The organism is Paenibacillus sp. NPDC058367 (assembly GCF_042723305.1).
Taxonomy (GTDB): domain Bacteria; phylum Bacillota; class Bacilli; order Paenibacillales; family Paenibacillaceae; genus Paenibacillus_AQ.
This window is the reverse complement of record NZ_JBHXIZ010000003.1, coordinates 459,039-471,695: the sequence shown is the minus strand read 5'-3', so window position 1 is coordinate 471,695 and position 12,657 is coordinate 459,039. Positions and strand designations below refer to the sequence as shown.

9 protein-coding genes are annotated in these 12,657 nt (G+C 41.2%); 6 read left to right on the top strand and 3 right to left on the bottom strand.

Annotated features, from left to right (window positions below; all coding sequences use genetic code 11):
• Positions 1 to 341: 341 nt before the first annotated feature.
• A complete protein-coding gene (locus tag ACFWMP_RS18995; RefSeq protein WP_379424474.1) occupies positions 342 to 1,532 on the bottom strand; it encodes a coenzyme F420-0:L-glutamate ligase in 1,191 nt (396 codons plus the stop codon).
• Positions 1,533 to 1,737: 205 nt separating this feature from the next.
• On the opposite strand from ACFWMP_RS18995, the gene ACFWMP_RS18990 reads away from it, so the two are divergent.
• Together ACFWMP_RS18990 and ACFWMP_RS18985 are read left to right on the top strand one after the other, a co-directional pair.
• On the top strand, positions 1,738 to 2,685 hold the full coding sequence (locus ACFWMP_RS18990; RefSeq protein WP_379424473.1) for a helix-turn-helix transcriptional regulator: 948 nt from the start codon (positions 1,738 to 1,740) through the stop codon (positions 2,683 to 2,685).
• A 67-nt stretch (positions 2,686 to 2,752) separates the two neighbouring features.
• Positions 2,753 to 3,295: a DinB family protein gene (locus ACFWMP_RS18985; protein WP_379424599.1), complete on the top strand. Its 543-nt coding sequence runs from the start codon at positions 2,753 to 2,755 to the stop codon at positions 3,293 to 3,295.
• A gap of 62 nt (positions 3,296 to 3,357) precedes the next feature.
• Here the strand turns inward: ACFWMP_RS18985 and ACFWMP_RS18980 are convergent, their stop codons facing one another.
• Both ACFWMP_RS18980 and ACFWMP_RS18975 read right to left on the bottom strand, forming a co-directional pair.
• Positions 3,358 to 4,965 (bottom strand): response regulator transcription factor, encoded by a 1,608-nt coding sequence (locus ACFWMP_RS18980; RefSeq protein WP_256716408.1) that lies wholly within the window; start codon positions 4,963 to 4,965, stop codon positions 3,358 to 3,360.
• A 14-nt stretch (positions 4,966 to 4,979) separates the two neighbouring features.
• The gene (locus ACFWMP_RS18975; protein WP_379424472.1) at positions 4,980 to 6,668 is read right to left on the bottom strand and encodes a sensor histidine kinase; all 1,689 of its coding nucleotides are present in this window, start codon (positions 6,666 to 6,668) and stop codon (positions 4,980 to 4,982) included.
• A gap of 431 nt (positions 6,669 to 7,099) precedes the next feature.
• Between ACFWMP_RS18975 and ACFWMP_RS18970 the strand changes: the two genes are divergently transcribed.
• From ACFWMP_RS18970 to gnpA, 4 genes are all read left to right on the top strand, one after another.
• On the top strand, positions 7,100 to 8,578 hold the full coding sequence (locus ACFWMP_RS18970; RefSeq protein WP_379424471.1) for a carbohydrate ABC transporter substrate-binding protein: 1,479 nt from the start codon (positions 7,100 to 7,102) through the stop codon (positions 8,576 to 8,578).
• Between the two features lie 90 nt (positions 8,579 to 8,668).
• A complete protein-coding gene (locus ACFWMP_RS18965; RefSeq protein WP_339242973.1) occupies positions 8,669 to 9,610 on the top strand; it encodes a carbohydrate ABC transporter permease in 942 nt (313 codons plus the stop codon).
• Positions 9,611 to 9,619: 9 nt separating this feature from the next.
• Positions 9,620 to 10,474, top strand: coding sequence for a carbohydrate ABC transporter permease (locus ACFWMP_RS18960; RefSeq protein ID WP_339242971.1), 855 nt, complete (start codon positions 9,620 to 9,622; stop codon positions 10,472 to 10,474).
• A 26-nt stretch (positions 10,475 to 10,500) separates the two neighbouring features.
• Positions 10,501 to 12,654: a 1,3-beta-galactosyl-N-acetylhexosamine phosphorylase gene (gene gnpA / locus ACFWMP_RS18955; protein WP_379424470.1), complete on the top strand. Its 2,154-nt coding sequence runs from the start codon at positions 10,501 to 10,503 to the stop codon at positions 12,652 to 12,654.
• Positions 12,655 to 12,657 lie beyond the last annotated feature (3 nt).

Below are 12,657 nucleotides of genomic sequence, written 5' to 3'. Positions count from 1 at the left end.
TTAAAGGTGTATTTTGATATAGAGTGGGTACATGGATTTACTTGGCGTGCTGTCACTATACCAGTGGATTGTGAGTAATTAGGGAAAAGCTCCCTAATAAAAGCCGATAATTGCTTTAAATGAATGCAATCAGGGAATTCCTCCCTAAAAAACAGAGTGAAATCATGATTTACCGTCAAATCAGTCGAATTTCAGGGAGGAATTCCCTAATTATTAGTCTGATGACCAGAATCCTCTGATAATAAGGGAGGAATTCCCTAATCTATCAATGCCGTAATATGAAAGAGGGCGCCGCAAAGTAAAAGGGGCCCTCGTTTAGAGGTCCCCTTGCTGTGCTTATCTTATTTTGTATAGTTATCGAAGTAACCTTGAATATAAATCATCGGTGTTCCTTTATCGCCACTACCAGAAGTCAAATCAGATAATGAACCAATCAGGTCCGTTAATCTACGAGGAGTAGTCCCTTGTGCTTCCATCGCACCAACCAGGTCATCATTTTTATTCTGGATGTATTTAGAAATGGCTTGTTTCAGCTCTTCACCACGAAGATGAGAGAAGTTGTTATCAGCCAAATATTTCAATTTCACTTCATTTGGTGTTCCATCAAGTCCTACAGTGTAAGCAGGGGATACAACTGGATCTGCTAGTTCCCATATTTTACCGACTGGATCTTTGAATGCACCATCGCCATAAACCATAACTTCTACAGTTTTACCTGTTATTTCTTTGATTTTTGCTTGGATACCATCCACGATAGGTTGGCAGTTGTTTGGAAATAGCTTTACACTTTCTTCTGTAGCTTTGTTTGATCCTAGCAGACCATAGGCTTCGTTAAAGCCGCTGCCATCGATTGATTGTGTAAGAATATCATCCAGACCAAACACTTTTTCAGCACCATTGCTCATGAGAATACGTTTGGTTCTGAACCGTGTGTGAATATCGCAAGTTAATACATTTTTTGTATAGTTTAAAATGGTTTTTGGGTTGTTGGAGAAGATGACTTCGCAAGCCACACCTTCAGCTTCAATCAAACCTTTATAATATTCGATATAGTCAACACCTGTGAATGGGTGCTTAATATAGCCGAAAAGCTCACGGAATTGAGCCTCTGTTAACACATCCGTCCATGGATTAACGCCCTTAGCATCTAATTCGTCGATGTCTACAAGATGGTTGCCCACTTCATCAGCTGGATAGCTTAGCATTAAGACTACTTTTTTTGCTCCTTTGGCAATACCGCGTAAGCAGTTAGCAAATCGGTTACGGCTAAGGATTGGGAAAATAACACCCACGGTTTCCTCGCCGAATTTCCCTTTAATATCAGCAGCAATATTGTCAATCGTCGCATAGTTTCCTTGTGCCCGAGCCACAATGGATTCCGTTACAGTTACAATGTCACGATCCTCGATCGAGAAACCTTCGACTTTTGCAGCATTCAATACGGTTTGAACTACGATTTCTTCAATATTATCCCCATTGTTAATGATAGGCCCGCGGAGTCCACGTACCACTGTTCCAACTACTCTTTCCAATATGATCTCTCCTCTAATAAGGGTATACTCTATATAATTAAAATGGTTATAAACCCTATATTACTATACCCTTTTAGAGCGATATAAGTAAAATTAATGTTTATAATATCTAATATAAAAATGATTTATAGATATAGAAGCTTTTAGAGATTTTTAACATTGCCGTTAGAGATAGAAAAACAATTTCTCGGGGAGGGATATCCGTATGAACAAAATGGACCGTTTGTTAGCTATAGTGCTTGAATTGCAGCGTAATAAAGTGTTGCGAGCGGAGGATTTGGCGGCTACGTTTGAAACGAGCGTGAGAACTATTTATCGGGATATTCAGGCACTTAGTGAAGCGGGCGTATCCATAATAGGAGCGCCAGGGCAGGGCTACTCCTTGATTGAGGGCTATTTCCTGCCACCCGTTAGTTTCACGCTGGACGAAGCAGTGACATTGCTTATCGGGACTGACTTTATCGAGCAGTGGTTTGATGCCCACTATGGCAATAAGGCTAGAAGTTCTAAAGCGAAAATAGAAGCTATCCTGCCAGAAGCCATCCGCAGTGAAGCATCACAGATCCGCAAAAGTTTTCGTTTATTTGCATCCGCAGCAGATATAGCACCAATACAAGAAAAAGCATGTCTGGAAGCCATTCGTCGAGCGATATTGGAGGAAAGGAAAATAAGATTTCGTTATTCCAAAAGAATCGCCGAAGCCGATGGGAACCGTCAAAGTATTCGTACGGTTGCTCCTTACGGACTTGTGCTTCATCAAGGATCATGGGTACTCGTCGCCTGGTGTGAATTGCGTCAAGACATCCGTCATTTCCGGTTATCCCGAATGAGGGAGCTTATTGAACTGGAAGATAAATTTATACGGCCAGCGGATTTTCAATTGGAGGTATACCAACCTCCTGATGATCGCAACGTTCATGTGGTTATCTTAGTCCATTCTGATATAGCTGATAAGGTAAGGGAATCGAACAATTTCTATATGGAAACTATAGAGGATCATGCGGAAGGCTTACGGGTTACTTATCGAGTTCGAGAGCCAGCAGAATTGCTGCAATGGGTGTTGGGCTGGGGAGGCGGCATGGTTGTACTAGAGCCGGAATCTTTTCGCCATCAAGTTAGAAACGAACTAGAAATAATGTTAAAACGCTACTGACATAACGCTGTCAGTAGCGTTTTTATATACTTGGATAATCAATGACTACAGGAGCTGATATATAATGATTACAACAAAAGAAGCCTTACAACGTTTTGAAGAAACTGCGACATACTATATTCAAGAAGTAGAGCGATTCAATCTGGAGCAGCTGAAGCTAAAGCCAAGTGAAAACGAGTGGTCCATCGGACAGATGGTTCAACATCTCATTAACTCGGCACTGTATATGCAGCTTCGTAATATTGATCAATGTCTGGTGCTCAACCAAGATCCCTCGGTATCTCATGTGGGGAAAACCGAGGATGGTGCGGCTATATTTGCACAAGGCAGTTTTCCGCCCATTCGTATTCAGGTTCCGCCTTCCGCCCAATATACGCCGGAGCAGCCGGAGAGCAAGGAACAATTAAGTCAAGGGTTACATTCAGTCATCCAAAGAATGAGAGAGATCGAACCGTCTCTTGAAAAAGCGTCCAAACAAAATACCGTATCTCACCCGCGATTTGGTGGACTATCCGCGGAGGAATGGTTCCTGCTTATTGAGATGCACTATCGTCATCATCTTCTGCAGCTGGAGCGATTAAACAATGAATTGTTTCGGAAAGTGATGTAATACCAAAAAAAGAGGCCGTTGCTGATCTACAGCAACGGCCTTTCGTCGTAAAAGAAAGGATCTTAATTTCCTGAGCCAAGCGTTGCTTGAACATAATCTTTATATTCACTCGGATTAACTCCAAAATGCTTCTTGAAAAGTCTGGTGAAATAAAATTGATCATGTATACCGATTTGCGTAGAAATCTCTTTGACATAAGGGTTGCCCTTTAGAATTAACTCTGCGGCTTTCTCCATTTTTACGGTGTTAATGTAATGAATGATACTTTGGCCGACTTCTTCTTTAAAGATTCTGGATAGATAGTTCTCACTTAAGTTGACCTGCTTGGCAATCAGAGATAAGGTCAGCTTTTTCTGATAATTTGCATTGATATAATCAATTGTTTGTTTAACATCCCTATTATGGGTAGTCACAATCTGTTGTTTTTGATGTGAGAATAATTGAAATAAAAGCTCCATCTGCGTTAGAATCTCAGCACTTCGTTTACTGTTTGCAATATTCTCAATAGTTGTTTTCAAAAGCTTTGGATCTTCAACGATAATGTGAGCATCGCATAATGGAAGATAGTGCAGACAATTGACGATGAATGTTTTGGCTTCAGCCGGCTTTATTTGTTTCGATCTGCAGGTTTCAAGGAAATTTTGAGTGGCTTGATTAACGGCTTCAACGCCCGAACGTTTCCAGGCCTGTATTAAATTCGTAGAGAACTCATGAACGTTTTCGAAATCGAGCGTATCATTTAAATGGACAATCTCGGGATCAATAATCGTTATTTCGTTGTAAAATTGGATTTCCAAGGATTCTTTACATCGCTCTAGCATTACTTTCGCCTCAGCGTATCCTCTAATGGGCTGGGAATAAACAATGGTAGGGGTAATGGAAATATACATTTTGATCAACTGAATGACTCTATGGATAAAGTCGGTACGGATAATTTGCTGATTGTCTAAGGTATCAGTGGAGATTAGCAGCAACAATGCATTCGATTCAAGCTGAATAATTTCGAATTGGTCTACGGTTTCCAGGATATCTAAGATGATGTTTTCAATGAAGGATACCGATAGCTGGTTTTTACGTGCGCTAGGGCTGGCGCTATTTTGCTCAAAGGTAATGTAGAACAAGTAGCAGCTATTTTCACTAAAAGCGAGTGTTATAGAATTTTGCTGCTCAAGCTGATTCATATCATAATATGGGTCGGTAAAATAATCTTTTAAAATCGCATTCTTTACACTCTTTAAATTGTGTTGCAATAGCTGAGATTGTGTCTCTAGCTGCTGCTTGGACTGAAGCTGTTCTTGGATTAGCTGCGTGGATTTCTCCAGCAACTGGATGAGGTCCGCAGTCTTCATACTAATCTTAAGCATATAATCTACAGCGCCAAGAACTAATGCTTCACGAACCAATTCATACTCCCCGTGGTTACTTGCCACCAGGATTTTCCCGGCAAACCCTCTGTTATTGAGTTCTTTTATCAGCTGCAAACCATCCATATTAGGCATTTTGAGATCTGTAATGATGATATGGGGATTAAATTTCTCAACAAGGGTTAAAGCTTCAACTCCGTCAGAGGCTGTAGCACAGATCATATATCCAAGCTCTTCCCATGGAATCATGGTTCTGAGCGCGACTTTTACAATAGGTTCATCATCCACCAGCATTACATTATACATTGGATACACTAGTATCACCCCTTATCTTCTTCGTAGGTTTGTTTGGGGATAATCAGGCGGCAACAGGTTCCTTGACCCACCAAGCTTGTGATGAATAGTCCGTAGCTCTCACCATATTGAAGCTTAATGCGATCGGCTACATTAGAAATTCCGATACCGGACAGCGTATCAGCCTTTTCCGATTTTTTCGTGTCAAAGCCTTTTCCGTTATCAATGATTTCTATAACAAGTGTGTATTCGTTTTTTGCGTATGCCCTAATGCGGATAAGTACTTTTCCTCCAATATCCGTAACCCCATGGATGATAGCGTTCTCAGCGATCGGCTGCAGAATAAGTTTAGGGATCAGACTATGTAATACCGATTCATCTAGATCATATTCAACGTCAAATCGATCAGCATAACGTATTTTTTGAATAGCAAAGTAATTGTCCAGATTATTAAGTTCTTGTTTGATGGTTATTTTCTCATCTTGATCGATGATGGTACTGCGCAGTAATTCTGCGAGAGAGGAGATACCATCACTTAGCACCGGAACCTGGTTAATCATTGCGAGCCATCGCAAGGAATTTAGAGTGTTGAATAAAAAATGAGGGTTAATCTGTGATTGTAGCATTTGTAATTCAAGCGAACGCTGTCTCTTTTGATCTTTCTGCTGATCCTCTATCAGTTGCTCAATCCGGCTGACCATGCTATTTATCCTATTAGCAAGAACACCCATCTCATCGTTGCTGTGATCTTCTATACGATTGGATAAATTGCCATAAAAAATTTGATTACAGAAGACAATAATTTGTTTGATAGGCTTTAGGATGCTTTTATACAAGACGATGATAATTAGGATACAAAGGATTACAATGATGCTGACGACGATAAGGAGTCCAGAGGTTATTTTACTTGTCTCAGAATTAATATAAGAGAAAGGAACCGTAGAAATCATGTACCAGCCTAATTGATTATTATTGATATAGGAGATCTGATGCATTTTGCCATTGACTAAGCCTTGAAAGGAATGGTTCTTCTGTGCCTCTTGTTCCTTGATTTGCTTAAACAGTTGACCTTTATCATACGCTTCTCCAAGTGTTGTACCCTTTAGGTTGGAGGACATCACTATTCCTTCTCTATTCATGATAAGCAGATTAGAACCTGTTCCTAAGTCCACACTGGAAAGAATGACTTTTGAGAATAACTCCCCGCCGATAAAAACAAACACATAACCCAATGGAACGCCAATGTCTTCTTGATCAAAAATTTTACGCCCCAGGACAATCGTATGGGAAGCACGATAGCTTTTTACATAATTAAGACTGTCATAAGGGGCATTCAGATCTACCTGTTTCATGATTTCACCATACTTTGGATTGGGAATGCCATCATAGCCTAATTCATAAATAGGTTCGTTCTTGGAATCTATGATCCGAACGTTCTGAACATATCCCGGATAAATGGTCCTGTACACATTATCCATAGCGTGGTTAATAGTAGCATTGCTAGGAGCGGGTTCATTAGGTGCTGCCGTTAAACGCTCCTGAATAATAGGATTGGTAGAAACAGATCCGGCAAGATATTGATAATTATTAAGCTCGCTTAACATCGTTCGATTGAGCAGTGTCAAAGCCTGAAAGGTAGATTTGCTTAATTTATTGTTAATGGATTTGGAGTAGATAGTATAGGAATAGAAACCTATAAAGATGATTGGAATCACGGAAACGATTAAGAAGATAACGGTTAAGCGATTTTGAATTTTAATTTTTCGTATGATTTGTGGGGGACTAGGAAAATACCGCTTCCCTTTGTTATGACTCAGGTGGATGACCTCCCATTCGATATCCTTTACTTACAAGTTAACATAAAAAGAAGAATGGAATATATATGCATGGGCGAAAAGCAAGAATAATCTATGGAATCGTTAGTATTATCCATTCCTTTAACCGCTAAGTTTACAAGTCATGTGATTCTGATGAATAAGCATATCTGAAGCCTGAATGATAGATGGATAAAATAATACATAGGTAAGTTTGTATTGTAAATGTAAATAAAACGTAAACACTTCTATACTTAATTTATCAGATAAAGCGTTTTCAATATTTAATCTGTGGTTGGGTCATTAGCAAGAACATCTTAAGGAGGGCGTTTATGAGAAAGACAATGAGTACGTTATTAGCAGTTACGCTGCTGGGTGTGGGGTTGATTGGTTGTGGGAATAGCACGAATACACCAGCTGCCTCAAAGGATTCGAATTCTACAAAAGCTACGAGTACAGCGGAAGCGACAAGTACAACGAACGCCGAGAATACTTCTAAAGAGGATGCTAAGAAGGATTTTGATAACAAGGAACTGAGTATTGCTGTATTCCAAGGTGGATATGGCGCCGATTATTGGAATGAAATTGTCAGTAAATTCGAGAGTACTTATCCAGGGGTAAAAGTGAATATGACGATCAACCCTAAGGTTGGTGAAGTGATCAGACCACAGATTGTTGCCGGTAATCCTCCTGACTTCCTATCTGTTACGGATACAGAGCAAAGTGGGATTATGCTTTCCCTCATTAAAGAAAAAGGACTTCTAGATATCAGTGATGTATTCGAAAGCAAGGCCTTAGACAAAGATGAGACGCTAAAGGATATGATTCTTCCAGGAATGCTGGACAGCACAAGATTTCAGCCGTATCAAGACGGGAAGATCTATCTGGCACCTTTTAACGCGGGACCGATGGGCTTGATTTACAACAAAACTTTGTTCGCGGAAAAAGGCTGGAGTGTTCCTGAGACTTGGGACGAGTTCTTTGCATTAGGCGATGAGCTGAAAAAAGAAGAGAACTTCTTGGTCAATGCAGATGGAACGAAAACGAAAAGAGCGTTGTTCACTTACCAAGGTATTTATCCGGACTATTTGGAAGAAATTCTGTATCCTGCGATTGCTAGTGCGGGCGGTAAAGAAACGTTGGATAAAGTCTTTGCTTATGAGGAAGGTTCATTTAAGAACGACACGATCAAAAAAGTATTGGATATATTCTACAAAATATCTAAAGACGGATATCTGATGGATGGCACGGTCGCCTTGAACCATACCCAATCGCAGACCGATATGATGATGGGGAAAGCGTTGTTTATTGTAAACGGCAACTGGATGGAAAATGAAATGAAGGATTCACCAAGGGAGAATGGCTTTGAATTTGGGATGACAACCGTCCCTGTATTTAATAAAGGAGATCAGAAGTACGTGCTTTCCAGCTATGAGCAATTCTCCATTCCAGCAAAAGCTAAAAATCCAGAGCTGGCTAAAGAATTCTTAAAGTTCCTGTATACGGATGAGTCCGTTAAATTATTCGCGGAAAAAGCTAATGGTGCGTACGCACTTAATGGTGCGAAGGAGCTGTCGAAGCCATACTTGACCAAAGGTGTATATGACATGTTTGAGGCTTACAATGGTTCCATTTCAATTCTGCAAGGCTGGCAATCCTTACCGAAGGGCTCCAAAGTTAGTGTAGTCACTGAAATGTTCAAAAATACGATGACGCCAGTCATGACAGGTCAAATGACCACTGACCAATGGATGGATAATGTTGAAAAAGCTTTTGCACAGATTCGTAAAGAGAAAGCAGCTAGTAAATAATTTATAGCATCTCATGCCAATGCATCCTGTTAAGAATGGATACAGACATCTATGAACAGGATGCATTTTGCATGAAGAGGAGTGAGAAAGATGTCTGAGATGCAACTAACGGAAGTAGCTCCTAGAAACAGAAAATTAAAGACTAAGTCAACGAAAACTAAAAATCCGAAGCTATTCATAGCCGTATGTACCATTCCTGCGCTCCTGTTGACTCTCGTATTTATGATCATTCCAACCTTTCGGGCATTCTTTATGTCTTTTACGGATGCAACCGGGATGAGTGATGAGAACAAGTTTATCTTTCTGGATAACTATAAATATATGTTCCAAGATGAGATGTTCCTCAAAGCGCTTAGTAATACGTTCAAGCTGATGCTGGTCGTGCCGGTGGTTACCTTAGCCTTTGGCTTAGTGCTTGCTTTTCTATTGACGCAGACGAAGCTGAAAGAGAGAGGCTTTTACCGGACGGTATTCTTTTTCCCCAGCATTATCTCTTTGACGGTAGTCGGGATCATATGGTCCTTTGTGTTTCATCCGAACATGGGGATCTTGAACAATATTCTCTCAAGTATTGGGCTAGATCAACTGACTATGACTTGGCTTGGGGATAGCCGAACTGCATTATGGTGCGTAGCGGTCACTCTGATCTGGCAGGCGGTTGGTTACTATATGGTGATGTATATCGCTGCAATAGATGGGATTTCTGCGGATGTGTTCGAGTCGGCGACCATTGATGGTGCAGGATATTTCCGGAAGCTTGTCAGCATTACGATCCCACTGTTAAAAGAAATCATTGGTATAACCTTCGTGCTGTCCCTGGCGGGTACGATCAATTTAAGCTTTATAGTCGTAACAATCATGACCGGCGGTGGACCGGCAGGTGGTACTACTGTATTACTCCATTACATGTACACTCAAGGGTTCCAAAATGCGAACTTTGGTTATGCCATGGCTATCGCAATCTTTACGCTTGCGTTTGCCTTTGTCCTTTCTTTTCTGTCTAGACTACTTACAAATCGAGCAGAAGGGTAGGGGAGAAGGGTGAATAGTAATCAACAGAGTCTTATAAAAATGAACATTATCAATTGGATCACTCGGCTGTTTCTGATTGTAGCTACTATTGTTTTGTTATATCCGTTTGTATGGAATCTTTTAGCCTCATTTAAGAGCAACACGGAATTTCTAACCGATCCTTTCTCCTTTCCACAAGCCTTACACTTGGATAACTATGTACGTGCTTTTCAGAAATCTAAGATGGGAAGTTATTTCCTGAATTCTATCTTTCTAGTGGTACTTTCCACTGCGATTCTAGTTATTTTTGTGGTCCCTATAGCTTATGTATTAACGAGATTTAAGTTTTGGGGTTCCAAAATGATTCTTAATATTTATATGGCCTGTATCTTTCTCCAAGCTTCTTATATCATGGTTCCTTTATTTATTCAGGTGAATTCTTTCGGGATGCTGGACAATCGCGGGATGCTCGGTTTGATCTATGCTGTCCTTCAGTTTCCTTTTGCGATCTTTGTGTTAAGCGGATTTCTGCGATCTGTCCCTAGAGATTATGAAGAGGCCGCCAAGATTGACGGTTGCGGGAATACAGGGGTACTCGTCAGAATAATTGCGCCACTAGCTAAGCCGGGAATTGTAACGGTCTGTATGCTGGCAGCGATGGGCTTTTGGAATGAGTATCCACTGGCATTAGTTCTAATTCAAACGGATAGCAAAAAAACATTACCGGTGGGTTTAGCCAATCTGTTTGAGGTTCAAAGGTATGCTACAGATTGGAGCGCACTATTTGCCGCATTGATCTTGGTACTCATTCCAACGATTCTCCTATATGTGGTAGGACAAAAACAATTGCTCCAAGGAATAAGCGCTGGTGGAATTAAGGGCTGAACTACAAAGTCATGGAGGGAATTTGTGTGGACAAAGGAAGATTTACACTACCTGGTGAAACAGGAATGGAAGAGGTCATAGCCGATCTTGTAGAGAGATGGGGCGTAGATGCTGTACGTGACAGTGATGGCACGAGTCTATCGCAGGACATTCTTGATATGGGTCTGCAAATCTATTCAACGCTTTGTCTGGTACGTGAGGACAACGAGTGGGCAAAGCAGCATCCACAGTATAGACAGCAGATTTATCTGATGTCTGCACCATTGATTGTGACACCGAAGGTGAAGACCATCGATATTATGGCAGATTTTTTTGCAGATCAATTTGTTCCTAATACAGATGTGGATATTAAAAAGTATTGGCAGGTTGTAAACCGGACCACAGGAGAAATAGTACCTTCGGCACATTGGAGTTATGCAGAGGGGATCGTCACGCTTGAGCAGGCGGAACAGTTTCACAAATATACCGTCAGTTTCTTGGCCTATCAGATTTGGGAACCGGTCTCTATGTACAATCACATCACGAATAACTGGACGGAAGAGCATCGCTTACCACTGGATGTTCGTTATCCCGAGGCGCAAGAGCATGTATTGAAGGTGCTGAAAGATTGGCTAGCAAAGCATCCGAAGACTGATATCGTTCGTTTTACTACCTTCTTTTATAATTTCGACTTGATTTTTAATAAGGAAGGTAAGGAGAAGCAAGTTAATTGGTTTGGCTATCTAAGCTGCGTAAGTCCATTAGCATTAGATCAGTTTGAACAAGCTTATGGATATCGTCTGACTGCGGAAGATTTTGTGGATCAAGGACGATATAATACACCGTTTATGAATCCGACGCCAAGGTATTTGGACTGGATGGAATTTAATCAGAAATTCATTGCAGGTTATGCCAAACAATGTGTTGATATGGTGCATGATTTCAGTAAGAAAGCCATTATGTTCTTTGGGGATCACTGGGCAGGGACAGAGCCTTATGGTAAATATTTTTCCGAGATTGGGCTAGATGCAGTGGTCGGGGCTGCCGGAGATGGGGTTACGACCCGTATGATCGCGGATATTCCGATTAAGGATACCGAAGCCCGGTTCTACCCTTACTTCTTCCCAGATATATTCTTTGAAGGTGGAGATCCTGTTGGAGAGTCCATGCCGATCTGGATAAAATGTCGCCGGGCACTTATGCGTAAATCGGTTGGAAGAATGGGGTATGGCGGATATCTAAGTCTGGCGTACCAATTCCCTAATTTTATTGATCATGTGACGGAGATTGCGACTCAGTTTAAAGGAATTCATGCAAATGCTGAAGGGACTCAGCCGTATAAGGCATCGTTTAAAGTGGCGATTCTTAATACTTGGGGCTACATTCGCAGCTGGCAGACGCACCAAGTGGCTCACTCTTTATGGAATCAAAGATGTTATTCCTACATAGGGGCACTGGAGTCACTCGCAGGCTTGCCTTTCGACATTGAATTTATAAGCTTTGATGATATTAGACAACACGGGATTGATCCTAGTATCGGTGTGATCATTAACGCGGGTGATGTCCATACTTCTTGGAGTGGCGGAGATCATTGGAGCGATCCAAAAGTGGTGTCTAGCATTCGTGAATGGGTGCATCAAGGCGGCGGTTTTATTGGAATTGGTGATCCAACGGCATATGAGCATCAAGGGGTTCTTTTTCAACTAGCGGATATTTTAGGTGTTCAAAAGGAAATGGGTTTTACAGCAAGCGTTAATAAGCCTAAGGTAACGCCAGTAAAGGAGCATTTCATTACGGAAGATCTGGAAGGCGACATTGATTATGGTGAAGGGATGACCATGATTTATCAAGCGGAGATTGGAGCACAAGTCTTGGATATACACGACAATAGCTGCAATCTTGCCGTGAATTCATTTGGGCAGGGTCGAGGTGTTTATATTGCAGGGCTGCCGTATAGTATCCAGAATACTAGATTACTGAGCCGGGCGATCTTTTGGGCTGCACATCAAGAGGAACAATTGTATTCTTGGTTCTCATTGAATCCGAATGTAGAGTGTCATGCTTACCCTGAGACTGGCCGCTATTGTGCTGTAAATAACACAGCGGAGACCCAAAAGACGACGATCCTGATGGAGAACGATTTGAGAATAGAGCTGGAATTGAACGGGATGGAAAGTGTGTGGCTGGATATGAATATGTAACTT

Bases quoted from the DNA above. Each gene is read 5' to 3' on its own strand.
- ACFWMP_RS18990 (WP_379424473.1), top strand. From the start codon at position 1,738: ATGAACAAAATGGACCGTTTGTTAGCTATAGTGCTTGAATTGCAGCGT.
- ACFWMP_RS18980 (WP_256716408.1), bottom strand. From the start codon at position 4,965: ATGTATAATGTAATGCTGGTGGATGATGAACCTATTGTAAAAGTCGCG.
- ACFWMP_RS18970 (WP_379424471.1), top strand. From the start codon at position 7,100: ATGAGAAAGACAATGAGTACGTTATTAGCAGTTACGCTGCTGGGTGTG.
- ACFWMP_RS18965 (WP_339242973.1), top strand. From the start codon at position 8,669: ATGTCTGAGATGCAACTAACGGAAGTAGCTCCTAGAAACAGAAAATTA.